Origin of the sequence: Nonomuraea sp. NPDC050383 (genome assembly GCF_044459125.1) — a bacterium.
In the GTDB taxonomy this organism is placed as follows: Bacteria; Actinomycetota; Actinomycetes; order Streptosporangiales; family Streptosporangiaceae; genus Nonomuraea.
Map to the genome: position 1 here is coordinate 483,600 of NZ_JBITIP010000002.1, position 21,291 is coordinate 504,890.

26 protein-coding genes and 1 riboswitch are annotated in these 21,291 nt (G+C 71.9%); of the genes, 13 read left to right on the forward strand and 13 right to left on the reverse strand.

Translation table 11 applies throughout. From position 1 onward, the window contains the following. Positions 1-28: 28 nt before the first annotated feature. Positions 29-607: a TetR family transcriptional regulator gene (locus tag ACIBG4_RS06950; RefSeq protein WP_397201029.1), complete on the reverse strand. Its 579-nt coding sequence runs from the start codon at positions 605-607 to the stop codon at positions 29-31. A gap of 79 nt (positions 608-686) precedes the next feature. Between ACIBG4_RS06950 and ACIBG4_RS06955 the strand changes: the two genes are divergently transcribed. The 4 genes from ACIBG4_RS06955 to ACIBG4_RS06970 all read left to right on the forward strand — a co-directional run bounded on the left by ACIBG4_RS06955 (position 687) and on the right by ACIBG4_RS06970 (position 3,765). Next, positions 687-1,907, forward strand: coding sequence for a cytochrome P450 (locus tag ACIBG4_RS06955; RefSeq protein ID WP_397201030.1), 1,221 nt, complete (start codon positions 687-689; stop codon positions 1,905-1,907). A gap of 86 nt (positions 1,908-1,993) precedes the next feature. Next, a complete protein-coding gene (locus ACIBG4_RS06960) occupies positions 1,994-2,698 on the forward strand; it encodes a DUF1707 domain-containing protein (RefSeq protein ID WP_397201031.1) in 705 nt (234 codons plus the stop codon). Between the two features lie 168 nt (positions 2,699-2,866). Continuing rightward, entirely contained in the window at positions 2,867-3,415 is a 549-nt protein-coding gene (locus ACIBG4_RS06965; RefSeq protein WP_397201032.1) for a GNAT family N-acetyltransferase, read from the forward strand. Between the two features lie 53 nt (positions 3,416-3,468). After that, a complete protein-coding gene (locus tag ACIBG4_RS06970; RefSeq protein ID WP_397201033.1) occupies positions 3,469-3,765 on the forward strand; it encodes a hypothetical protein in 297 nt (98 codons plus the stop codon). A 177-nt stretch (positions 3,766-3,942) separates the two neighbouring features. Here the strand turns inward: ACIBG4_RS06970 and ACIBG4_RS06975 are convergent, their stop codons facing one another. From ACIBG4_RS06975 to ACIBG4_RS06995, 5 genes are all read right to left on the reverse strand, one after another. Beyond that, entirely contained in the window at positions 3,943-4,737 is a 795-nt protein-coding gene (locus ACIBG4_RS06975) for a sirohydrochlorin chelatase (protein WP_397201034.1), read from the reverse strand. After that, entirely contained in the window at positions 4,719-5,447 is a 729-nt protein-coding gene (locus tag ACIBG4_RS06980) for a phosphoadenylyl-sulfate reductase (protein ID WP_397201035.1), read from the reverse strand. The genes ACIBG4_RS06975 and ACIBG4_RS06980 overlap by 19 nt, the downstream gene beginning before the upstream one ends. 163 nt (positions 5,448-5,610) lie before the next feature. Beyond that, positions 5,611-7,284: a nitrite/sulfite reductase gene (locus tag ACIBG4_RS06985; RefSeq protein WP_310716857.1), complete on the reverse strand. Its 1,674-nt coding sequence runs from the start codon at positions 7,282-7,284 to the stop codon at positions 5,611-5,613. Between the two features lie 108 nt (positions 7,285-7,392). After that, positions 7,393-7,482, reverse strand: coding sequence for a putative leader peptide (locus ACIBG4_RS06990; protein WP_355443229.1), 90 nt, complete (start codon positions 7,480-7,482; stop codon positions 7,393-7,395). Between the two features lie 54 nt (positions 7,483-7,536). Continuing rightward, positions 7,537-7,662 (reverse strand): hypothetical protein, encoded by a 126-nt coding sequence (locus ACIBG4_RS06995; RefSeq protein WP_310716859.1) that lies wholly within the window; start codon positions 7,660-7,662, stop codon positions 7,537-7,539. A 47-nt stretch (positions 7,663-7,709) separates the two neighbouring features. Between ACIBG4_RS06995 and ACIBG4_RS07000 the strand changes: the two genes are divergently transcribed. The 4 genes from ACIBG4_RS07000 to glyA all read left to right on the forward strand — a co-directional run bounded on the left by ACIBG4_RS07000 (position 7,710) and on the right by glyA (position 11,393). After that, positions 7,710-8,579: a TIGR03084 family metal-binding protein gene (locus ACIBG4_RS07000; RefSeq protein WP_397201036.1), complete on the forward strand. Its 870-nt coding sequence runs from the start codon at positions 7,710-7,712 to the stop codon at positions 8,577-8,579. Positions 8,580-8,591: 12 nt separating this feature from the next. Further along, positions 8,592-8,987, forward strand: coding sequence for a YccF domain-containing protein (locus ACIBG4_RS07005; protein ID WP_310716864.1), 396 nt, complete (start codon positions 8,592-8,594; stop codon positions 8,985-8,987). Between the two features lie 36 nt (positions 8,988-9,023). After that, a complete protein-coding gene (locus tag ACIBG4_RS07010) occupies positions 9,024-10,004 on the forward strand; it encodes a YihY/virulence factor BrkB family protein (protein ID WP_397201037.1) in 981 nt (326 codons plus the stop codon). A gap of 27 nt (positions 10,005-10,031) precedes the next feature. Beyond that, positions 10,032-10,114: riboswitch (ZMP/ZTP riboswitch) on the forward strand. A gap of 25 nt (positions 10,115-10,139) precedes the next feature. Continuing rightward, a complete protein-coding gene (gene glyA, locus ACIBG4_RS07015; RefSeq protein WP_310716868.1) occupies positions 10,140-11,393 on the forward strand; it encodes a serine hydroxymethyltransferase in 1,254 nt (417 codons plus the stop codon). Positions 11,394-11,466: 73 nt separating this feature from the next. On the opposite strand, the gene ACIBG4_RS07020 is transcribed toward glyA, so the two are convergent. From ACIBG4_RS07020 to ACIBG4_RS07030, 3 genes are all read right to left on the reverse strand, one after another. Continuing rightward, positions 11,467-12,819, reverse strand: a complete 1,353-nt coding sequence (locus ACIBG4_RS07020) for a CHRD domain-containing protein (RefSeq protein ID WP_397201038.1) — start codon at positions 12,817-12,819, stop codon at positions 11,467-11,469. Positions 12,820-12,982: 163 nt separating this feature from the next. After that, on the reverse strand, positions 12,983-13,708 hold the full coding sequence (locus tag ACIBG4_RS07025; RefSeq protein WP_397201039.1) for an anti-sigma factor family protein: 726 nt from the start codon (positions 13,706-13,708) through the stop codon (positions 12,983-12,985). Further along, the gene (locus ACIBG4_RS07030; protein WP_397201242.1) at positions 13,705-14,301 is read right to left on the reverse strand and encodes a sigma-70 family RNA polymerase sigma factor; all 597 of its coding nucleotides are present in this window, start codon (positions 14,299-14,301) and stop codon (positions 13,705-13,707) included. Before ACIBG4_RS07030 ends, ACIBG4_RS07025 begins: the two co-directional genes overlap by 4 nt. Positions 14,302-14,628: 327 nt before the next feature. Here ACIBG4_RS07030 and rsgA point away from each other — a divergent pair, with 327 nt between their 5' ends. After that, positions 14,629-15,726 carry a ribosome small subunit-dependent GTPase A gene (rsgA, locus tag ACIBG4_RS07035; protein WP_397201040.1) on the forward strand — a complete coding sequence of 366 codons (1,098 nt, stop codon included), beginning with the start codon at positions 14,629-14,631 and terminating at the stop codon, positions 15,724-15,726. A gap of 9 nt (positions 15,727-15,735) precedes the next feature. Here rsgA and ACIBG4_RS07040 read toward each other — a convergent pair whose 3' ends face one another. Then, entirely contained in the window at positions 15,736-16,653 is a 918-nt protein-coding gene (locus tag ACIBG4_RS07040) for a LysR family transcriptional regulator (RefSeq protein WP_397201041.1), read from the reverse strand. Positions 16,654-16,768: 115 nt separating this feature from the next. Here ACIBG4_RS07040 and ACIBG4_RS07045 point away from each other — a divergent pair, with 115 nt between their 5' ends. After that, complete coding sequence (locus ACIBG4_RS07045) at positions 16,769-17,116, forward strand: DoxX family protein (protein WP_397201042.1); 348 nt, start codon at positions 16,769-16,771, stop codon at positions 17,114-17,116. Between the two features lie 55 nt (positions 17,117-17,171). After that, positions 17,172-17,816 (forward strand): phosphoribosyltransferase, encoded by a 645-nt coding sequence (locus ACIBG4_RS07050; protein ID WP_397201043.1) that lies wholly within the window; start codon positions 17,172-17,174, stop codon positions 17,814-17,816. A gap of 9 nt (positions 17,817-17,825) precedes the next feature. On the opposite strand, the gene ACIBG4_RS07055 is transcribed toward ACIBG4_RS07050, so the two are convergent. Next, entirely contained in the window at positions 17,826-18,296 is a 471-nt protein-coding gene (locus ACIBG4_RS07055) for an ATP-binding protein (RefSeq protein ID WP_397201044.1), read from the reverse strand. A 132-nt stretch (positions 18,297-18,428) separates the two neighbouring features. Here ACIBG4_RS07055 and ACIBG4_RS07060 point away from each other — a divergent pair, with 132 nt between their 5' ends. Both ACIBG4_RS07060 and ACIBG4_RS07065 read left to right on the forward strand, forming a co-directional pair. Beyond that, complete coding sequence (locus ACIBG4_RS07060; RefSeq protein ID WP_397201045.1) at positions 18,429-19,319, forward strand: helix-turn-helix domain-containing protein; 891 nt, start codon at positions 18,429-18,431, stop codon at positions 19,317-19,319. 127 nt (positions 19,320-19,446) lie between these two features. After that, a complete protein-coding gene (locus ACIBG4_RS07065) occupies positions 19,447-19,680 on the forward strand; it encodes a DUF397 domain-containing protein (RefSeq protein ID WP_310716885.1) in 234 nt (77 codons plus the stop codon). Between the two features lie 201 nt (positions 19,681-19,881). On the opposite strand, the gene ACIBG4_RS07070 is transcribed toward ACIBG4_RS07065, so the two are convergent. Both ACIBG4_RS07070 and ACIBG4_RS07075 read right to left on the reverse strand, forming a co-directional pair. Further along, on the reverse strand, positions 19,882-20,193 hold the full coding sequence (locus ACIBG4_RS07070) for a WhiB family transcriptional regulator (RefSeq protein WP_080036407.1): 312 nt from the start codon (positions 20,191-20,193) through the stop codon (positions 19,882-19,884). A gap of 102 nt (positions 20,194-20,295) precedes the next feature. Then, positions 20,296-21,165, reverse strand: a complete 870-nt coding sequence (locus ACIBG4_RS07075) for a sucrase ferredoxin (protein ID WP_310716889.1) — start codon at positions 21,163-21,165, stop codon at positions 20,296-20,298. Between the last annotated feature and the right edge of the window lie 126 nt (positions 21,166-21,291).

Sequence of the window (21,291 nt, forward strand, 5' to 3'; positions counted from 1 at the left end):
CCGGGACGCGCGCCCCCGGCCGATGCCATCACATGCGCAGGCCCGACTCCAGATGCGCCAGCGCCTCGTCGAGCTCGGTGGGCCCGTCCAAGGACGGGTCGCGCGCCCACTGCAGCCAGACCAGGGTCACGACGCCGAAGACCGCCCCCATGGCGTTGCGCAGGCGCGGATCGTCCGCGTCGTGGCCCGTCCTGCCGGCCAGCAGCTCCCCGACCTCCCGCAGGAAGCCGGACGCCTTGCGCAGGTTGGCCGCCACCAGCTCCGGGACGGTCGCCGCGAACACCTCCCGTGCGTGCCCCGCCGCGATCTCCTCGGCGGTCAGGGAGGCGAACGCCGTGCGGAACGCGCCACGCAGCACGGTGACCGGCGCGCCCGGCGGCTGCGCGGCCAGCGCCTCGACGAGCGGAGGAAACCGGTCGAGCGCGACCAAATCCTCCTTTGCCGGGAAATAGCGGAAGAAGGTGGCGGGGGAGACCTCGGCGGCCTCGGCGATCTGCTCGGTGGTGGTGGCGTGGTAGCCGCGCTCCCGGAAGAGCCTGAACGCCTCGCGCAGGATCGTCTCCCTGGTCCTGGCCTTCTTGCGCTCGCGTAGCCCGCCGTTCCCCATGCGCTCATTCTGCCGTACCAGAAACTGATGGTGTACTCTCAAAAGATAGTCAACATTCACATTGTCAGGAGCCGATCCGATGAGCGACCAGAGCGCCGAGACGCCGGTGACCCTGCCCACCCGGCGTGACACCGGATGCCCGTTCGCGCCGCCCCCCAAGCTGGAGCGGTACCGCGACCGCCGTGCGCCGGCCCGCCTGGCCTTCCCCGACGGGCACGTCGGATGGCTCGTCACCGGCTACGACCTCGCCAGGGCGGTCCTGTCGGACCCGCGCTTCACCGCCCGGCCGGAGCTCCGGCACTCGCCGCTGCCCCGCCCGAACGTCCGCCCCGGCGGCCATGACGCGGCTGCCGCGCCCGGCTGGTTCCCCGCCATGGACGCGCCCGAGCACACCCGGTACCGGCGCCTGCTCGTCGGCCAGTTCACCGTCCGCCGGATGAGGGACCTCGAACCACGCATCGCCCAGATCGTCGCCGACCGGCTGGAGGCCATGGCCGCGGCCGGGCCGCCCGCCGACCTCGTACGGGCGTTCGCGCTCCCCGTCCCCTCCCTGGTGATCTGCGAACTGCTCGGCGTCCCCTACCGCGACCACGCCTTCTTCGAGGACCTGACCACCGTGATCGTGGACATGGACAACAGCGCGGCGCGGGCCCTGACCGCGATGGGCGACCTGGCCGGCTACCTGGGCGAGCTGGTGCGGCACAAGCGCGCCCACCCGGCCGACGACCTGCTCGGCGGGCTGATCGCCGGGAGTGACCTGAGCGACGAGGAGCTGACCAACATCGCCCTGCTGCTCCTGGTCGCCGGACACGAGACCACCGCCAACATGCTCGCCCTGGGCGTCTACGCCCTCCTGCGGCACCCCGGGCAGCTCGACGCCTTCCGCGGCGAGCCCACGCTCACCCACGGCGCGGTCGAGGAGCTGCTGCGCTACCTCAGCGTCGTCCATCTGGGCGCGCCCAACCGCGCCGCCCTGGAGGACGTCGAGCTGGGCGGCACGCTCGTCCGCGCGGGCGAGACCGTGGTCATCGGGCTGCCCGCGGTCAACCGCGACCCGGGGCGCTTCGCCGACCCGGGCGTCCTGCGGCTCGACCGGGCCGAGGCCAGGCACCACCTGGCCTTCGGGCACGGCGTCCACCAGTGCCTGGGGCAGCAGCTCGCCCGCATCGAGATGCGCATCGGCTACCGCGCGCTGTTCGAGCGCTTCCCCACGCTGCGCCTGGCGGTCGCGGAGGGGGAGGTCCCGCTGCGCGAGAGCGCGATGGTCTACGGGGTGTGGCGGCTTCCGGTCGCCTGGTGAGAGTGCTCCGAAATGAGCAGGGCGAGGGCTGTGCCTCCTCCCGCAGGAGGAGGAACCGGACGCGGAAACGCGATATGTTGCGTCATATGACTGACCCTGGCGAGGTCCGCGCGTCCGACGCGGAGCGCGAGGCCGTCGTGGAGCAACTGCGCGTGGCCTCCGTGGAAGGCCGGCTCTCGCTGGCCGAGCTGACCGACCGCACCGAGGCCGCCTACACCGCCTCCACGCACGCCGAGCTGGCCCTGCTCACCCAGGACCTGCCGGCCGCCGGGCCCGGGGCGTTCCCGGCCGTCCAGCACGGGCCCGGATCGGGGCCCGAGCGCAAACGGCGCTGGTTCGTGGGTGTGATGGGCGACACCAAGCGGCGCGGCGCCTGGCGGATCGACCAGGAGCTGGGCGCGGTGGCCGTGCTGGGCGACGTGCTGCTGGACCTGCGCGAGGCCGAGGTGCGCACCGACGCGGTGGACATCACGGCCGTCTCGGTGATGGGCGATGTGAAGATCATCGTCCCGGACGGGGTCCACGTGGACCTCGACGGGATGGCGGTCATGGGCGACAAGCGCGTGGACGTGCTGGAGGCCGCCCCGGGCATGAACGTGCCGGTGGTCCGGGTCCGCGCGTACGCGGTCATGGGCGACGTGAAGGTGGTCGGCGACTCCCGGGCGCAGCCGCTGAAGCGCGGCCTGGCGGCCTGGCGCGAGCAGTGGCGGCGGCTGCACGGCGACGACTGGCGCGACGGCCACCGCCGCCTCCACGGCGACGAGGACCGCCGGCGCCTCCTCGGTCACTGACGACCGGACAACCGGGGCTGGTGCCGCATCAGCGAACCTTCGCCCCGTCGGAGCGAGACGCTCCGTTCGGATGCTGGTCCGGTGTGCAACTGGGCGGTCCCTGGCCGCGTGTCCTTCCGGTCTTGAAACCGCGTGCGAGCCACCCGGAGGGGCCTTTACTCTCCGGACATGGATCTTCGCGAAGAACTTCCGAGCGACAGACCGGCCGTGCGGGATGTTCACCTGCGGGCGTTCGGCGACCATGGCTTTGTCGTGGCCGACCTGGTCGATACCCTGCGGGCCACCATCGCGCCCGAGGACGGTCTCTCGCTGGTCGCCGAGCACGACAGGCAGGTCGTCGGCCATGTCATGTTCACCCGCAGTCTCCTCGATGCCCCTCGGCGGCTGGTTGAAGTGCAAGTCCTCAGTCCGTTGGCCGTGATGCCTGAGCTCCAGAAGCGCGGTATCGGCTCGACCTTGGTCCGACACGGACTGGGGATCCTCGCCGAGCGGGCTGTTCCCCTCGTCTTCCTGGAGGGCGATCCGGGCTATTACTCGCGTTTCGGCTTCGTGCCCGGTGGTGGCCTGGGCTTCCGAAAGCCATCCCTGCGTATCCCGGACGGTGCCTTCCAGGCCATCAAGCTCCCAGAGTACGAGCCATGGATGACGGGGACGCTGGTCTATGCAGAGCCGTTCTGGCGGCATGACGCAGTCGGCCTGCGTGACCCCAACGCATAGTGACGCGAGCGCCGACACCCCTGTTGTGAGCGCGGTGTCGCCAGACTGTGCGGGTGGCAGAACGAGTACGTGTCCGCGAGATCGAGGACGACGAGGGCAGGCGGTTGCTGCGGATCATCCGCAGCGGCACCGGTTCGGTGGTGACCTGGCGGCGGGCCCAGATGGTGCTGCTGTCCGCACAGGGCATGCCCGTGGTAAAGATCTCCGAGGTGACATTCACCAGCCCGGACCGGGTCCGGGACGTGATCCACAACATAAAGGCCTGGAAGACCTCCCGCGACCCCGACCACGCTGCCAAGAAGGCCCGCGTCGAGCACCTGTACGCACGCCGACCAACGGCTCCTGGCTGAACCGCATCGAGGCCCAGTTCACCGCCCTGCGTTACTTCGCCCTCGACGGCACCGACCATGCCGGCCACGAAGAGCAGGGCAGCATGATCCGCCGCTACATCATCTGGCGGAACAAGCACGCCGCCGACGAACGCCTCCGCGAGATCGTGGACAGGGCGAACGTTGCCTGATGCGGCACTAGGAGGCCGCTGCTCCCACGGGGACGCGCAGGGCGGCGTCATAGCGCTCCAGCAGCACCCGCGCCACCTCGGGCGCGGGGCCCAGCACGTCCGCCACGACGTCGGCGCCCGCGGCGAGCGTCGCCCGCCGTACCTTGTCGGCGAACAGGCCCGGAGCCAGCAGGTACGGCGCGACGGCCACCCGGGGCGCGCCCGCCTCGCGCAGCAGCTCGACCGCCTGCTCCGGCGTCGGGGACGCGGCCGACGCGTACGCCGGCACGGTGGCCCACCAGCCGCCGTCACGCGCCCAGGTCCCGGCCATGCGGGCGACCACGGCGTTGGCCCGCGCGTCGCTGGAGCCGGCCGACACGAGCACCACGGCCGTGCCGGGGTCACGCGGCGCCACTCCCGCCTCGGCCAGCCGCCGCTCCAGTGCCGCCGTCAGCAGCGGGTGCGGCCCCAGCGTGGCGCCGTAGCGGACGCGCAGCCGCGCGTCGCGCGCCCGCGCCTCGCTCAGCGCCGCCGGCAGGTCCACCCGCGAGTGGTACGCCTCCGTCAGCAGCAGCGGCAGCACCACGGCCTCGCCCAGCCCGGCCAGCGCCTGACCGAGGCTCGGCGCGGCGTGGTCCAGGTAGGCCGTGCGGACCGGCAGACCCGGGCGGGCCCGCCGGACCTCGTCCAGGAGCGCCTCCACGACGGCCGCGGCCCGCGGGTCGCGGGAGCCGTGCGCGACCGCCACCAGAGGCGGGTCCTGGTCCGCCCCGCCTGCCAGCGGGGCGGACCACACGCCGGGGACTACAGGTGAATGCCGCATTCGACCTTCCCCAGCCCCGCCCAGCGGCCGCTGCGCGGGTCCTCGCCGTCCGCGACCTGCCTGGTGCAGGGGGCGCAGCCGATCGAGGGGTAGTTGTCGTAGTGCAACGGGTTGATCAGCACCCCGTTGTCGGCGATGTAGTTGTCGACCTCCTCCTGGGTCCACCGCGCGATCGGGTTGACCTTGACCATCTGCCGCTTGGCGTCCCACTCGACGACCTTGGTGTCGGCCCGGCTGGGCGACTCGTCGCGGCGGATGCCGGAGATCCAGGCGAGGTAGGGCTCCAGCGCGCGGTTGAGCGGCTCGACCTTGCGCAGGTAGCAGCACAGGTCGGGGTTGCGGCCGAACAGGCGCGGGCCGAGGTCGCGGTCCTGCTCCTCGACGGTCCGCGACGGCTTGACGTCGATCACGTTGACGTCGTAGACCTGCCGCACCGCGTCCCGCGTGCCGACGGTCTCGGCGAAGTGGTAACCGGTGTCGATGAACAGCACGTCCACGCCCGGCTTGACCCGGCTCACCAGGTCGATGACGAGCGCGTCGCTCATCGAGGAGGTCAGGCACAGCCGGTCGCCGAACGTCGCCGCCGCCCAGCGGATGATCTCGCGGGCGGACGCCTCCTCCAGGAAGACGGCGGCCGACTCCACGATGTCCTGCAGGTCGAGGGTGCCGCGTTGTCTCCGGAGTCCGACCTCGATGTCCACCAGCGTCATATCGTCACTCCGATCCCCAGGAACTTCAGCTTGAAAGCGCGGGCGCACGAGCGGCAGTACCAGCCCCCACCGGTCGCGGACCCGCCGACGTTGAGTTCGCCCTCGTACGGTTCGAGATCCTCGTCGCCGCAGTATGGGCAGTGGAACGGGACGGCGCGCTCGCTCATCGCAGGTCCGCCTCGTCCGCGCGCTGCACCCAGTCGGCGAAGGACTCGCCCTCCTTCTTCTGGGCGTCGTAGTGGGTGACGACCCGCTCCACGTAGTCGGCCAGGCCGGCCGCCGTGGTCTTCAGGCCGCGCACCTTCCGGCCGAAGCCGGCGTTGACGCCGAGCGAGCCGCCGAGGTGGATCTGGAAGCCCTCGACCTGGTCGCCGTTCTCGTCGACGACGAGCTGGCCCTTGAGCCCGATGTCGGCGACCTGGATGCGGGCGCAGGAGTTGGGGCAGCCGTTGACGTTGATCGTCAGCGGCTCCTCGAAGTTCGGCAGCCGCCGCTCCAGCTCGTCGATGAGGTCGGACGCGGTGGCCTTGGTCTCGACGATGGCGAGCTTGCAGTACTCGATGCCGGTGCAGGCCATCGTCTGCCGCCGGAACGTGGACGGGTTGACCTGGAGGTCGTTGGCCTCCAGCTCGGCCACCAGCGAGTCGACCTGGTCGGGCGCGACGTCGAGGATGACCATCTTCTGCTCGACCGTGGTGCGGACCCGGCCGGAGCCGTGCCGCTCGGCGATGTCGGCGATGACGTGCAGCTTGTCGCCGTCGAGGCGGCCCACCTTGGGGGCGAACCCGACGTAGAAGCCGCCGTCCTGCTGCGGGAAGACGCCCACGTGGTCGCGGCGCGACCCGCGCGGCTGGGCGGGTGCGGGTCCGTCGGGCAGGGGCGCGCCGAGGTACTCCTTCTCCAGCACCTCGCGGAACTTCTCCGTGCCCCAGTCGTTGACGAGGAACTTGATCCGCGCGCGGTGGCGCAGCCGCCGGTAGCCGTAGTCGCGGAAGATGCCGATCACGCCGGCCCAGACGTCGCCGACCTGGTCGGGCCGGACGAACACGCCGAGCCGCTTGCCGAACATCGGGTTGGTGGACAGGCCGCCGCCCACCCACACGTCGTAGCCCTTCTCGCCGCCGGGCAGCTCGACGCCGACGAACGCCACGTCGTTGATCTCGTGGACGGTGCAGTGGGCGGGGCAGCCGCTGATCGCGGTCTTGAACTTGCGCGGCAGGTTGGAGAACGCCGGGTCGCCGATGAAGCGGTCGTACACCTCGTTGATCTGCTCGGTGGCGTCGAGCACCTCCTCGGTGTCGATGCCGGCCAGCGGGCAGCCGAGGATGACGCGCGGGGTGTCGCCGCACGCCTCGGTGGTGGACAGGCCGACGGCCTCCAGGCGCTCCCAGATGTCGGGCACCGACTCGATGTCGATCCAGTGGAGCTGGACGTTCTGCCGGTCGGTCAGGTCGGCGGTGCCCCGGCCGTACAGGTTGGAGATGTCGGCGATCGCGCGCAGCTGGCGCAGGTCGAGCTGGCCGCCGTCGATGCGGACGCGCAGCATGAAGTAGCGGTCGTCCAGCTCCTCCGGCTCCAGGATCGCGGTCTTGCCGCCGTCGATGCCGGGCTTGCGCTGGGTGTAGAGGCCGTACCACCGCATGCGGCCGCGCAGGTCGGCGGGGTCGATCGAGTCGAAGCCGCCCTTGGAGTAGATGTCGATGATCCGCTGGCGGACGTTGAGCCCGTCGTCGTTCCTCTTGTTCTCCTCGTTCTTGTTGAGCGGCTCACGGTAACCGAGAGCCCACTGACCCTCGCCGCGCGGGCGCTTGTGGTGCCGGCTGGCAGGAGTGCTCATTGCGCGTCCTTCGCGTCATGGGCGCGCTCGTGCTTCCTCCCGCCTCGTCGTCGAGTGCGGGGGTTGCGAAGAGGAGTGCGACGCCCTCAGTCAGAAATCAGGTGATGATCAGCGGGCGTCACGACAGATGGCGCTGCGGACACGCTGAAGGTCGACGTGGCGTCGGCCGACGAGCATGGGGTCCGCTGGCATGTACATGAAGATACTCGGGCTGCCCGAGATGTCCAACAACGGTCCAGAGTCTGGACGTGATCATCCCTGGCGCGGCCAGTCCAGCGGCGACTCCTTCTCGTGCTCCGAGCCCTGGTGCTGGCAGTCGCACCACGAGCCTCCCCGGCACTCCTCGTGCCGCCGCTCCTTGCAGCTCTCGCAGATCACCCTTCGCATTATTCCTCGTAGAACCTTGTTCGGTTAGGGTGGCGGGCATGAGCGACACGGGACAGCCGGCGCCGGACCTGATGGGAGAGCTGCTCGCCGACCTGCGCGCGGAGACGGCCTCCCTGGAGGCCCTGCTGGCGCCGCTGAGTCCCGGGCAGTGGGAGCTGGCGACCCCCGCCGAGGGCTGGACGGTGCGCGACCAGGTCGCCCACCTGGCGTGGTTCGACGACGCGGCCCGCACGGCGGTGACCGATCCGGCCGCGTTCCGCGCCTCGCCGGAGGTCTCCGCCCTGGGGCCGGGCTCGGTGGACGAGCTGGCGTTCCGGTCGCGCGGCATGCCGGCCGGCGAGCTGCACGCCTGGTTCCGTGCGGCCCGCGCCCGCAGCCTGGACGCGTTCGCCGGGCTCGGCGCGCGCGACCGGATCCCCTGGTACGGGCCGGACATGTCGGCCGCCTCCTTCGTCACGGCCCGGCTCATGGAGACCTGGGCGCACGGCGAGGACGTCGCCGCCGCGCTCGGCGTCACCCGCGAGCCCACGCTCCGGCTGCGGCACGTGGCGACGCTCGGCGTCCGGGCGCGCCCCTACGGGTTCGCCGTGCGCGGGCTGCCCCTCCCGGCCGAGCCCGTACGGGTGGAGCTGGCGCCGCCCGGCGGCGGCGAGCCGTGGACGGCCGGGCCGGAGGGCGCGGCCGACACGGTGCGCGGCCCCATGCTGGACTTCTGCCTGCTCGTCACCCAGCGCGTCCACCTGGCCGACACCGCCCTCGTCGTCACCGGCCCCGCCGCCCGCGCCTGGGCGGAGATCGCGCAGGCGTTCGCCGGGCCGCCCGGCAAGGGACGTCCCCCCAGGTCAGGGCCCGGCGCTCAGGGTCAGGCTCAGGGGGATGCCGGATGTCGCGCGACGCCCGCGCGGTGACAAGCTGAAGGCATGCGCACGATTCTGAACGTCATCTGGCTGGTCTTCGCCGGTATCTGGCTGGCCCTCGGGTACGCCGTGGCGGGGATCGTCTGCTGCGTCCTCATCATCACGATCCCGTTCGGCATCGCCGCCTTCAGGATCGCCGCGTACGCCCTGTGGCCGTTCGGCCGGACGGTGGTGCGCGACCCCCAGGCCGGAGTGTTCTCCCTGATCGGCAACATCATCTGGTGCGTGGTCGCCGGCGTCTGGCTCGCGATCGGGCACGTCCTGACCTCCATCCCGCTGTTCCTGTCCGTCATCGGCATCCCGCTGGCCATCGCGAACCTCAAGCTGGTGCCCGTCTCCCTCCTGCCGCTCGGAGCGCGCATCGTGGACACCGACCAGGGCAGGGGCACAGGGACATAAGCTGTCGGGAAGAGCCGCTGCGAATACGTTGGTGTCATGACGTCCACCGATCTGCCCACGCGGGCGAGGAAGCGCATCGCCTCCGACGTCCGCGCCGGTCTGGGCCGGATGCGGGGGACGAAGGCGTGGGCGATCGTGCGCGACGCCGTCGACGCAGGGGTCGCCTACCGGGTGACCGGACTGGCGGGCGAGGCGGCGTTCTTCGCCCTGCTGTCGCTGCCCCCGTTCGTGCTCGGCGTCATCGGCGTGATCGGCAAGCTCGGCACGTGGCTCGGCCAGGACAAGGTCGAGCAGGTGCGCCGGTGGGTGATCGAGCAGTCCGGCATCCTGTTCACCAAGGACACGATCGACACCGTCGTCAACCCGCTCATGAACGACGTGCTGCGCGACGACGCCAGCAAGGTGTCCATCATCTCCCTCGGCTTCCTGCTGTCCCTGTGGTCCGGATCGCGTGCCCTGTATGTGTACGTCGACCTCATCTCGGTCTCGTACGGGCTGGGAGAGACGCGGGGGATCGTCCGGACGCGCCTGATGTCGTTCGGCCTCTACGTCGTCGGCCTGGCCATCGCCATCGTCGTCATGCCGATCCTGGTCATCGGGCCGACCATCCTCAGGGACGCGCTGCCGGGGCAGTACGCCGTCCTCATCGACCTGCTGTACTGGCCGGTCGTGGTCATCGGGTCGGTGCTGTTCCTGACCGTGCTCTACCACGTGAGCGTGCCGGTGCGGACGAAGTGGTACCGGGAGCTGCCCGGGGCCGTGCTGGCGCTGTTCCTGTGGATCGTGTGCGCCGCCGTGCTGCGCGCCGTGCTCGCCGCGTGGTTCTCGCCCGTCTCCGTGTACGGCTCGCTCGCCGCGCCCATCGCCCTGCTGCTGTGGCTGTACATCACGGCGCTGGCCGTCCTCATCGGCGCCATCCTGAACGCGGAGGTGGACAAGCTGTGGCCGGTCCCCGGGCGCGCGGTCCGGCCGGAGGAGGCGGTCGTCGCAGGGGGCGCCGTCACCACGCGCGAGTGAGCCGACACCACCACGTCCGCTATCGTCTGTAGACGTCGCGACTGGCGCATGAGGTGGACTCACCACCGGGGAGCGGAAGGGAGCGGAGGCCGTGCGCCTGGGTCTTCGCCGGATGTCAATGATGACAGGAGAGTCATGAGTTCTCTCGCTAGCGTCGACCCGCGGATCGCCGAGCTGATCCAGGCCGAGGAGCGCCGCCAGGCCGACACCGTCAAGCTGATCGCCTCCGAGAACTACGTCTCCAAGGCCGTCCTGGAGGCGACGGGCACCGTCCTGACCAACAAGTACTCCGAGGGCTACCCCGGCAAGCGCTACTACGAGGGCCAGCAGGTCATCGACCAGATCGAGACCCTGGCGATCGAGCGGGCCAAGTCGCTGTTCGGCGTCAACCACGCCAACGTGCAGCCCTACTCCGGGTCCCCGGCCAACCTGGCCGTCTACCTCGCCTTCGCCCAGCCCGGCGACACCGTCATGGGCATGGGCCTGCCGTTCGGCGGCCACCTCACGCACGGCTGGTCGGTCTCGGCCACCGGCAAGTGGTTCACCCCGGTCCGCTACGGCGTGCGCAAGGACACCGGTCGCGTCGACCTCGACGAGGTGCGCGAGCTGGCCCTGGAGCACCGGCCGAAGCTCATCTTCTGCGGCGGCACCGCCATCCCGCGCACGATCGACTTCGAGGGCTTCGCCTCCATCGCCCGCGAGGTGGGCGCCGTGCTGGCCGCCGACATCGCGCACATCGCCGGCCTCGTGGCGGGCGGCGCGCACCCGTCGCCGGTCGGCCACGCCGACGTGATCTCCACGACCACCCACAAGACGCTGCGCGGCCCGCGCGGCGCCATGCTCATGGCGTCGAGCGACGAGCACGCCACGGCCCTCAACAAGGCCGTCTTCCCGGGCCTGCAGGGCGGACCGCACAACCACACCACCGCCGCCATCGCCGTCGCCCTGCACGAGGCCTCGACCGACGACTTCAAGGCGTACGCCCACCAGGTCGTCGCCAACGCCAAGGCGCTCGCCGAGGAGCTCGGCAGCCGCGGCTTCGACCTCGTCTCCGGCGGCACCGACAACCACCTGATCCTGCTCGACCTCACGCCCAAGGGCATCGGCGGCAAGCCCGCCGCGCAGGCGCTCGACCGGGCCGGTCTGGAGACCAACTACAACACGGTCCCGTTCGACACCCGCAAGCCGTTCGACCCGTCCGGCATCCGCATCGGCACCCCGTCGGTCACCTCGCGCGGCATGGGCGAGGCGGAGATGCGGCAGATCGGCGCCTGGATCGACGAGGTCGTCACGGCCCTGGCCAAGGGCGACGCCGAGGACGTCATCGCGCGCGTCCACCAGGAGGTCAGCGAGCTGACCGCCCAGTTCCCGGCCCCGGGCCTGTCCTAGTCCGCACCGACGCCGGCGGCCCCGTCGCGGACCCTGTGGTCCGGGACGGGGCCGCCGTCTCTCCCCGCGGCGATCAGCCCAGGAAGAGGTAGTCGGCCCGGTACGGGACGCGCGCCTTCCGTCCCGGCTTGCACGAGCCCGCCGGTGCGACGCCGCCCTCGGTGTTGAGCCGCAGCACCTGGGTGACGCCCGACAACAGGCCGCCTTTCGCGCCCGCCGGGGTGGCGGCCAGCACCAGCTCCGGGATGGCCCGCTCGCCGTTGGGGGTCTTGGTGACGACCTTGCCGCGCACCGCGCTGCCGTCCGGAGCGATCCACTGCGGCGGGCCGGCGGCCGGGGTGACGAAGGAGTGCGCGATGCCGCGCCGCAACCGGGCGTCCACGCCCTCCTGGGTGAAGGCGTACCCGCCGCCCGGCTGCTCGGCGCAGGCGTAGATCTGGGAGCCGCGCAGCACGTCGGCGGTGAGCGCGCGCGGGTGGCCGAACGGCCTGCCGGACAGCCGGCCGCGCACCGCCCCGCCGCCGAACTCGGTGGTGTGCAGGTTGCTGTAGTACCGGCCCGGGTGGGCGGCGATGCGCTTGACCACGGCGGCCGGCACCCTGGCCTCGCCCGCCACGCCGGTGATGCCGGCCGGCAGCCCCTTCGGCGCGGCGAACAGGTCGGCCACGACGGCGCCGTTCTCGCCGGGCACGCCCTTGTGGACGTGGCCGTTCGTCACCGGGGCGAGCCCCGACCAGGTCGCGGTGTAGCCGATGGCCGAGCCGTGCGGGCGCAGCCACCACACGGCGCGCCCGTCCTTGTCGCCCCGCTTCTTGCCGTCCTTCGCCTGAACCTCCTGCCCGCCGTCCGCGCGCGAGCTCAGGGTCGCGCGGTTGCTGCCCTGGAGCACCCCGTCGAGATCGACGGGGCCCACCTGGTGGAACTGGCCGCGCACCGCGCCCTTCGGGTGACGGGCGTCGTGGACGTTGGCGTAGAAGCCGCCCGGGTCCTCGACGAGCGCCCGGACCAGCTCGGGATCGGCCTCGACGGAGCCGCTGACGCCGAGCACGCCGCCGGGCAGCGGCTTGGTGAGGAACTCCAGCCGCACGTCGCCGTTCGCGCCCCGCGCGCCGAGGTGGACGTGGGCCGCGGTGGGGGCGCCGATCCCGTTCCAGCGGATCGCGAAGGCGACCCGGTCGCCGCTGACGCGCAGCACGACGGTCGCACGGCCGTCGGCGTCGCCCCGGACGCCCACCTCGTTGGCGCCGCGCAGACCGGCGGCCAGGAAGACGTCACCGGCGTCGGCGCGGGACGGGGCGGCGGGCACGATCGCCCGCTGGGCGGGCCGGGCGTCGGCGGCGGCCGGGACGGCGGTGGGGGCGAGGGCGGCGGCCAGCAGGCCGATGGCGAGTGCGGCGCCGGTGCGGGCGTCCTGGGAACTGGGCATGACAAACCTCTGCATTCGGGCGTTCGGTTCGGTACGGCAGGCAGTACGGGACCCGGACCGGCGGAGGTTCAACCCGTGAACGGGTAAAAGTACCGGTTGCCACCAGGGGAAGAGGGCATGGAAATGCCCTCCCACCGCAGGTGAGAGGGCATCCGGCGCGAGGTCAGACGTTCACGGTGAGCAGTTTCTCGCCCTTCGTGGTGACCACCTCGAAATGGTCGATCTGTTCCAGGGGGTACGGACTGCCGCCGTGCATGTAGAGCGGATCCGGCTGCCCCGGGACCCCGTAACCGGCGGCTGGAACCGCCCATCCCGTCATGACCCGCCGCTCCCCGGACTTCGACACCGACACCAGCTCGCACTCCAGCGGGCCCTTCACGCCCGACAGCTTGAGCGCCGCGTGGGTGCCCCACGCCTTCGACTCGATCACCAGGCCGCCGGTGACGCCGCGGGCGCCGGTGCCGGCCACGGGGGTGCCGTCGGCGTAGAACTGCTCCGCCGGACCCAGATGGTCGTGGTGCCCGGCCGCCGCGGGCGGCGGCACGGCGCCCGAGTCGCCGAGCTGGGTGCCGACGGTCAGGCCGCCGGCGACCAGCGTCACCGCGGCGGCCAGTCCGATCACGATCGTGCCCCTGCGCGCACGGCGGTCGGCCGTCCGCTTGCGCCGCATCAGATCGACGACCTCGGCCTCGCCGCGCGACGGCGGCGGGCCGAGGTCGTCCAGCGGGCCGATGCCGACGAGCGCGCCCGCCACCCCCGACAGGTCGGCGAGCTCTGCCGCGCACGGCGGGCAGGTGGCCAGGTGCTCCTCGAAGGCGGCCTTGTCGTCGTCGTCCAGCAGGCCGAGGGCGTAGGCGCCCACATCGGTGTGCTCCACCTGCGACGTCACGCCGTCACCCCCCTCTCCTCCAGTGCGACGCGCAGGGCGCGTACGGCGTAGTACACCCGGGACTTCACCGTGCCCACGGGGATCCCGAGGGCCTCGGCGGCGTCGTTCACCGACCGGTCCCGCAGGATCGTCTCATTGAGGATCTCGCGGTGCGCCGGCGACAGCGCCCTCAGCGCGTCTGACACGAGCACCTGGTGCAGCAGTCCCTCCATCTCGTCGGGCACGGGCACGCTCTCCAGCGGCCCGTCGCCCGACTCCTGGGGGCGGGCGTCCCTGCGCCGCCGGTCATCGATGACGATACGTCGGGCCACGGTCGCGAGCCAGGGCATCAACGAGACCGACGCCGGATCCAGCCGCTCCGCGCTCCGCCAGGCGCGGATCATGGTCTCCTGTACGACGTCCTCTGCCCACTGCCGGTCGCCCGCCGTCAGCCGTACCACGAACGCCAGGAGCGGCCCGTGGTACTCCCGATAGAGAGCCGAGACGACCAGGTCGTCATCGGGCCGGACGCGCCTGATCCATTGGCTCAACCGCGGCTTGCCCATGAGGCCGGCCCCCTCGGCCGAGGGTGGGGGATACGTGCTGGTCCGCATCATTCCCCTTTCTCGAGTCGTCGGCAGGAAGTACGGCCAGGGCTCCGGGCAGGGTTCAACGACACGCCGAGAAAAATGGGATTGCGTCCTTCGTGGCGGGCTGCGTAGAGTCTGCGCGACGGCCCGGCACCGGGGCGTCGCCGTCGCCGCGCGCCGCGGTGACCATGGAGTGATCCCACGGAGCGCGAGAGCGCGGCCGTGGCGCGAGAAGAGTGCGAGACAGGAGGTGGAGACCATGCGGATTGTCCTGTTCCGCCTGCGTGCCGTTCACCTCCGGGTGCCTGCCTGAGCCACCCGGTCTCCCTTCTCAGCAGAGGAATCACTGCGTTGTCGTTCGACCTTTCCCTGCTCGGCTGGACCGCGTCCCGCGCCGCCGAGCTTCCTTCCGGCGCCGTCCCCGGGCGGGTCTCCCGCGTGGACCGCGGCGCCGCCGAGGTGATCACCGTGGACGGCCAGCACCACGCCCGCTACTCCGCGCGGGTGCGCCGGGCCTCGGCCGAGGACCCCGTCGCGCTGCCGTGCGTCGGCGACTGGGCCGCGCTCCGCGCCCTGCCCGAGGGCCGCTACGAGCTGGACGCCGTGCTGCCGCGCACCACGGCGTTCGTGCGCGGCGGCGTCAGCCGCGACTCGCGGGGCGGCCTGTCCGGCGACGGCCAGGGCCAGGTGCTGGCCGCCAACGTGGACATCGTGTTCGTCGCCGAGCCGTCCATGCACTCCACCGACTTCGCCGACCTCGGCCGCATCGAGCGGCTCGTCGCGCTGGCCTGGGAGTCGGGGGGCACGCCCGTGGTGCTCGTCACCAAGGCCGACCTGTTCGACCAGGGCCTCGACGACCTGCTCGCCGACGTGCACGCCGCCGCGCCGGGCGTCGACGTGCACGCCGTCTCCTCGCTGCGCGGGGAGGGCGTCGACCTGGTGCGCGCGTACCTGGAGGGCTCGCGTACCGCCGTCGTGCTCGGCCCGTCCGGCGCCGGCAAGTCCACGCTGGTCAACGCGCTCGCCGGCGACGGCGTCATGGAGACGCAGCTCGTCCGCGCCGGCGACGGGCGGGGCCGTCACACGACGGTCCACCGGGAGCTGATCCCGCTGCCCGGGGGCGGCCTCGTCATCGACACGCCCGGCATCCGGCGGGTCGGCCTGTACGACATGAACGAGGGCGTCGACCTGGTGTTCTCGGACATCGACGAGTTGGCACAGCAGTGCCGGTTCGGCGACTGCGGGCACGAGGCGGAGCCGGGCTGCGCGGTGACGGCTGCCGTCGAGAGCGGCGACCTGCCGGAGCGGCGGCTGACCAGCTGGCGCAAGCTCCAGCGGGAGGCGGCCTGGATGGCGGGCCGCACCGACGCCCGGCTCCGCAAGGAGCAGCAGAACCGGTGGAAGATCATCCACAAGGAGATGCGCCGCTCCGGGCGCGCCCGTCCCTGACGGCCGCGATCAGGCGGTGACCTCGCCGTCCTGCCTGGGCGGCCTGTTGTCCAGGCAGGCGCGGACGAAGTCCCGGACGACGGGATCGGCGTCGCCGGCGGGAGTCCACGCGACGCCCACCCCGCTCGGCGCGACACCGGTGACTGGCCGGTACGTGACACCCGGGCGGGTGTAGAACCGGCTGGCGGACTCGGGGGCCAGGGCGACGCCGTAGCCGTTGGCGATGGCGCTGAGCCACTCGTCGGGCTGGTCGGTGACCGCGCCGACGCGGACGGGGCGGCCCTCGCGTTCGTCGGCGCCCAGCCAGTAGTCCCGCCACCCGCCCGTCTCGGACGGGGCCGCCACGAACGGCTCCTCCCACAGGTCCCGGAAGGCGATCCGCTCACGCGCGGCCAGCGGATGGTCCGAGGGCAGCGCGACCCAGCGGGGCTCGGAGAACAGCACCTCCACGCGCAGAGTGTCCTGGCCGGGGAACGGCAGCCGCAGCAGGGCGGCCTCGACGTCGCCCCCGGCGAGCCCGGCCGTCGGGTCCGACCACGTCGCCTGCCGCATGTCGGCCTTCCAGCCGGGCCGGCGGCGGGCGAAGTCCGCGACGATGCTCTGGGTGATCTCGTTCGCGGCGCTGGCCAGGAAGCCGATCCGCAGCAGGCGGGCGGCCCGGGCGGACGTGGCCCTGGTCTCCCGCAGCGCGTCGTCCCACCCGGACAGCAGAGCGGGCACCCGCCCGGCCAGGGTCCGGCCCGGATCGGTCAGCTCCATGCCGGACCGGGAGCGCGCGAACAGCCGCACTCCGAGCTGGGTCTCCAGCTGCCTGATCTGCCGGGTCAGCGCCGGCTGGGACACGTACAGCCGCTCCGCGGCGCGGGTGAGGCTGCCTTCCTCCGCCACGGCGGCGAAGTACCGCAACAACCGGGTGTCGACGTCCATGCCGCCAGGTTATAGACGCCGGTATTGGACGGCCGGGAGAGGGCTCGGCGAGGCTGGGCGAGCCAGCGAGCGGCGGCGGCCGCCCGACGTCCGTTCCCGTAGGAAGCCGAGCTCCATGTCCTTTGCGTACGTCGTCGTCACCGTCCTCACGATCGCGGTCAACGCCTGGGCGGCGATCGCCGACTTCGCGCGGGCGGGGTTCGTCCTCGCCAACTCGGCCGCGCTGGGCGTCCCGCACTCCTGGATCCCGATGCTCGGGGCGCTCAAGGCCGCAGGGGCGGCCGGGCTGTCGCTCGGGCTCCTGGGCGTCCCGCTCGTCGGCGTCGCCGCGGCGGCCGGGCTCGTCCTGTTCTTCACGGGCGCCGTCGTCGCGCACGTCCGCATCCGCGTGTACGGCCCGATCGCGGTCCCCGCCGGATATCTGGGGCTGGCCGTCGCCTGCCTCGTCCTCGGCGTCGCCTGACGACCCGTCATGGCGATAGGGCGGGGGAGCGGGGCGGGGCGGGTAGGACCAGGGCATGGATGTGTTCGCCGACCGGGCCGAGGCCGGTGAGCTGCTGGCCGGGCGGCTGCTCCACCTCCGCGACCCCGTGGTCCTGGCCCTGCCCCGGGGAGGCGTCGCCGTGGCGCTGCCCGTCGCGCGGCGGCTGGGCGGCGTGCTCGACGTGCTCGTCACCCGCAAGATCGGCTACCCGCCGATGCCGGAGCTGGGCGTCGGCGCGATAGCCGAGGGCGGCGAGCCGGTGCTGGACCTGCCGCTGCTCACGCGGCTCGGGCTGCGGCCGTCGTCCGTGGCGGCCGTGGTCGAGCAGGAGCGGCGGGAGCTGGCCCGCCGGGTACGGGTCTACCGGGGCGAGCGGCCGCTGCCCGTGCTGGCGGGCCGCGAGGTGGTCGTGGTGGACGACGGCCTGGCGACCGGCGGCACGGCGCGGGCGGCGCTGCGGGCCGTGGACCGCGCGGGGCCGGCCAGGGTGACGCTGGCGGTGCCGGTCGGGGCCCGCGAGACGGTGCGGGCGCTGCGCGGGGAGGCCTACGACGTGGTGGTGCTCGAGACGCCCGCCGACTTCCGCGCGGTCGGCCAGTGGTACGTCCACTTCGACCAGCTCAGCGACGCCGACGTCCTGGAGCTGCTGGCGAGGGGGAGGGGAGAGCCGAACCCGTAGCCCGGCGAGTCAGGCGGCGAGGACGGCCCAGACGAGCTTGCGGCGGGCGCTGGAGACGACCCAGCCCCACGTGGTGGAGATCGCCTCGACCAGCCGCAGCCCGCGCCCGAACTCGGCGAACAGGTCGGGGGAGGCGGCCACCGGCGCGGCCAGGCAGCGGTCGGTGACCACGCACGCCACCTCGGTGCCGTAGCCGAGCAGGCGGAGCTCGTCGATGCCGCCGCCGTGCCGCATGGCGTTGGTCACCAGCTCGGACACCACGAGCTGCGCCTCGAAGGCCACGCAGTCCGACCCCCAGGCGGCCAGCGTGTGGTCGACGAAGCGCCGGGCGGAGGACACGCACGCGGGCTCCATCAGCCCGTGGAAGGGGAAGATCGCGTCGCGGGGAGTGGGCCGTCCGCCCAGCAGGACGGAGGACAGCCATTCCGGCGGCCGGGCACCTATGACGGGGGCTTGCGGCCGAGCGTCGAAAGTCGTCATCGTGGCCCCCGAAGCACGGTCTGTTAAATGATCCACAGCCATCTTTACGGCATGCGCTTTCCGATGCAAGACTTTTCGCCGTTTACGGATGCAAATCGCATTTGCACGTGCAGATGATCTAGGAGCGGTGGCGTGAGCGCACCAAGCGCGGAAGGGAGCGTCCTCGGCTTCACGCCGGGAAGCCCGACGGTCCTGCGGATTCTGCTGGGCAGCCAGCTGCGCAGGCTCCGCACGGAGAAGGGTATCTCGCGGGAGGCCGCCGGATACGCGATTCGCGCCTCGCACGCCAAGATCAGCCGGCTGGAGCTGGGGCAGGTCAGCTTCAAGGCACGCGACGTGGCCGACCTGCTCACCCTGTACGGGGTCACCGAGGAGGCCGAGCGCGCCCCGCTGCTGAGCCTCGCCCGGCAGGCCAACGCCCAGGGCTGGTGGCACAAGTACGGCGACCTGCTGCCCGCCTGGTTCGAGGTGTACATCGGTCTCGAAGGCGCGGCCTCGGTCATCAGGACGTACGAGAACCAGTTCGTGCCCGGCCTGCTCCAGGCCCCCGGCTACGCCCGCGCGGTCATCAGGCTCGTCCACGACGTCGCGCCGGAGGACGAGATCGAGCGGCGGGTGCGCCTGCGCACCACGCGGCAGCGGAGACTGACGGGCGAGGACGCGGTCACGCTGTGGGCGGTGATCGACGAGGCGGTCGTGCGGCGCACGCTCGGTGGCCCCGAAATCATGCGCGAGCAGATCGACCACCTGCTGGCGATGACCGACCTGCGCAACGTGACCGTGCAGGTGATGCCGTTCGAGCGGGGCGGTCACGCGGCGGCCGGCGGGCCGTTCAGCATCCTGCGCTTCCCCGAGCGGGACCTGCCCGACGTCGTCTACATGGAGCAGCTCACCAGCGCCCTCTACCTCGACAAGCCCGCCGAGGCCGAGCACTACATGCGGGTGATGGACCGGCTGAGCATCCAGGCGGAGTCCCCGGCCCGGACCAGGAAGTTCCTGGAGGGACTGCGCTCGTCGCTGTGACCGCGCGCCTGTGACCCACCCCATAGGGGGAAATTTGGCCATCAGGGGTATGGCCGGTCTCGCGCTGCCGTAATCTCTGCTCGCAAAGCACGGATGCACGTGCATTTGCAAGCGAGGAGCTTCTTCCATGCATGGGTTCCGCAACGGAACGCCCGCCGGCCACCTCCCCGTCGTGTGGCGGAAGAGCAGGCGGAGCAACCCCAACGGCAACTGCGTCGAGGTGGCCACCCTGCCCACGGGGGAGATCGCGATGCGCAACTCGCGCTTTCCCGACGATCCCGCGCTCGTCTACACGCGCGCCGAGATCACCGCGTTCGTCCTGGGGGCCAAGGACGGGGAGTTCGACGACCTGATCGTCTGATCTGCTCGAACGGGGATCGACCAATGACGAGAGCCCGGCGCCGAGGGAAGGCGCCGGGCTCTTTCGCGTGCTCGGGTTGAGATTCGCGCCTGATCATGCAGTTGTCCCGACCGGGTTCGCCGGGGCCTGGACCTGGCGGGCCTGGCCCCGGTTCATCGGGACAACTGCGGGATCACACGGTGCTCGTGACTGCCGGGCGGGTCAGGCGGCGGAGATGCCGGCGCTGGCGGCGCGGCGCATGCGACGGCGACGCTCGGAGGCGCGCTCGTCCTCGTTGAGGCCGCCCCACGTGCCGTACTTCTCCGGGCGCGAGAGCGCGTAGTCCAGGCACTCGTTGCGGACGGGGCACTGCGCGCAGATCGCCTTGGCCTTCCGCTCACGTACGTCACGCTCGGGCTGGCGCTCTCCGTCGGGGCCGAAGAAGAGCACGAGGTCCTCACCCCGGCACGCGGCATCATCCTGCCAACCCCAGCTGGGGCGCGGGCGGGCGAGCTGCCGACGTACCTGAGACATGAGAAAACCACCTTCGTGAGAGGTATTTCGGTAATTGAGCCGCATTGGACGCTTTCGGCGTCACTGTTCCAACGCAAGGAGGGGCCGTGATGTTCCCATGAGTCAGGTAAGCGCCGGCGTGGCATACCGCACAGGCGAGAGCCTGTCCAGCGAAACCAGCCGGTAGGTGGTGATCGTGTCGGCGCAAGCCGTGCCACACGGCGCTCGGAACGCCGAGGGCTTGACCACAACCCGGAACCGGACGTCGCCGCAGCTCACGAGGGCCTCGGTGACGTCGCCGTCCGACCTGGAGGATTCCACGGCCACTGCGCCGACAGAGCACTCTCCCGTATGGGCTCGGGCGAAGTGCTCGACGGCTTGCAATGGCTCAGGGATGCCTGCGCGTCCCCGGTAGCGGTCGAGAATGATCTCGCCCGACCGGTACGCGTTAGCCGCTGCGATCGCAGCAGCCTGAGACATGCTGCCGTAGAAAATTCCGTGTGGCAAGCACACGAGGTTGGCGGCGTAACGATCGCCGCCAACGTGTGACGTTTCCCATACTCTGTCCGGCCACCTGGTGGCCAGGTCACGAGCGAGGGGTAGTCCAATGCGGGCGCAACACGCATTGCGCTTGGCGTGCGTGCAGACCAGAAATACCGGCTCGTCCTCAAGTATGCAGGACTCCGGGACCACTCCGGCCACCAGCGCGTCGAGGTCAAGATCGTCAGGACCTGCGACGACGCCCGAGGCCAGCCACGGTTGCGGGCCCGCGCCGTAGGCGACTAGCACACGCATCCCTTGCCCCGCCGATCGGGTCCGCCGCCCCGGGCGCCGGATCAGCTGGGGCCTGACGCCGCGCTCCAGGGCCCGTTCGACGAGCCGGGCGACGTCGTCCGGGAGGTCGAGGCTCTCCAGGTGGGAGGGCCACGGGCCGGAGTACTCGACGAGCAGCCACAACCGGGCCCCCACGGTGGCGCTGGCCCAGGTGGGCACCGCTCCGCTGTGGCATCCGTCCGGATGTTCGCAGCCCCTGGCCAACGCTCCCCCTCTGCGAGCCTGCATGAGATTAGGTAAGACTAACCTAACGGTAAGGCTCGCCGGATGTGGGGGATCCGCCCG

What these genes read in the sequence shown, in the direction of transcription:
- ACIBG4_RS06980 (WP_397201035.1), bottom strand. Translation starts at nt 5,447, where the DNA reads ATGACGCTGGTGGACATCGAGGTCGGACTCCGGAGACAACGCGGCACC.
- ACIBG4_RS07065 (WP_310716885.1), top strand. Translation starts at nt 19,447, where the DNA reads ATGCATGGGTTCCGCAACGGAACGCCCGCCGGCCACCTCCCCGTCGTG.
- ACIBG4_RS07040 (WP_397201041.1), bottom strand. Translation starts at nt 16,653, where the DNA reads ATGGACGTCGACACCCGGTTGTTGCGGTACTTCGCCGCCGTGGCGGAG.
- ACIBG4_RS07020 (WP_397201038.1), bottom strand. Translation starts at nt 12,819, where the DNA reads ATGCCCAGTTCCCAGGACGCCCGCACCGGCGCCGCACTCGCCATCGGC.
- ACIBG4_RS06950 (WP_397201029.1), bottom strand. Translation starts at nt 607, where the DNA reads ATGGGGAACGGCGGGCTACGCGAGCGCAAGAAGGCCAGGACCAGGGAG.
- glyA (WP_310716868.1), top strand. Translation starts at nt 10,140, where the DNA reads ATGAGTTCTCTCGCTAGCGTCGACCCGCGGATCGCCGAGCTGATCCAG.
- ACIBG4_RS07070 (WP_080036407.1), bottom strand. Translation starts at nt 20,193, where the DNA reads ATGTCTCAGGTACGTCGGCAGCTCGCCCGCCCGCGCCCCAGCTGGGGT.
- ACIBG4_RS07000 (WP_397201036.1), top strand. Translation starts at nt 7,710, where the DNA reads ATGAGCGACACGGGACAGCCGGCGCCGGACCTGATGGGAGAGCTGCTC.
- ACIBG4_RS07045 (WP_397201042.1), top strand. Translation starts at nt 16,769, where the DNA reads ATGTCCTTTGCGTACGTCGTCGTCACCGTCCTCACGATCGCGGTCAAC.
- ACIBG4_RS07030 (WP_397201242.1), bottom strand. Translation starts at nt 14,301, where the DNA reads ATGCGGACCAGCACGTATCCCCCACCCTCGGCCGAGGGGGCCGGCCTC.
- ACIBG4_RS06960 (WP_397201031.1), top strand. Translation starts at nt 1,994, where the DNA reads ATGACTGACCCTGGCGAGGTCCGCGCGTCCGACGCGGAGCGCGAGGCC.
- ACIBG4_RS07005 (WP_310716864.1), top strand. Translation starts at nt 8,592, where the DNA reads ATGCGCACGATTCTGAACGTCATCTGGCTGGTCTTCGCCGGTATCTGG.
- ACIBG4_RS06965 (WP_397201032.1), top strand. Translation starts at nt 2,867, where the DNA reads ATGGATCTTCGCGAAGAACTTCCGAGCGACAGACCGGCCGTGCGGGAT.
- ACIBG4_RS06985 (WP_310716857.1), bottom strand. Translation starts at nt 7,284, where the DNA reads ATGAGCACTCCTGCCAGCCGGCACCACAAGCGCCCGCGCGGCGAGGGT.
- ACIBG4_RS06990 (WP_355443229.1), bottom strand. Translation starts at nt 7,482, where the DNA reads ATGTACATGCCAGCGGACCCCATGCTCGTCGGCCGACGCCACGTCGAC.
- ACIBG4_RS07010 (WP_397201037.1), top strand. Translation starts at nt 9,024, where the DNA reads ATGACGTCCACCGATCTGCCCACGCGGGCGAGGAAGCGCATCGCCTCC.
- ACIBG4_RS07050 (WP_397201043.1), top strand. Translation starts at nt 17,172, where the DNA reads ATGGATGTGTTCGCCGACCGGGCCGAGGCCGGTGAGCTGCTGGCCGGG.
- ACIBG4_RS06975 (WP_397201034.1), bottom strand. Translation starts at nt 4,737, where the DNA reads ATGCGGCATTCACCTGTAGTCCCCGGCGTGTGGTCCGCCCCGCTGGCA.
- ACIBG4_RS07055 (WP_397201044.1), bottom strand. Translation starts at nt 18,296, where the DNA reads ATGACGACTTTCGACGCTCGGCCGCAAGCCCCCGTCATAGGTGCCCGG.
- ACIBG4_RS06955 (WP_397201030.1), top strand. Translation starts at nt 687, where the DNA reads ATGAGCGACCAGAGCGCCGAGACGCCGGTGACCCTGCCCACCCGGCGT.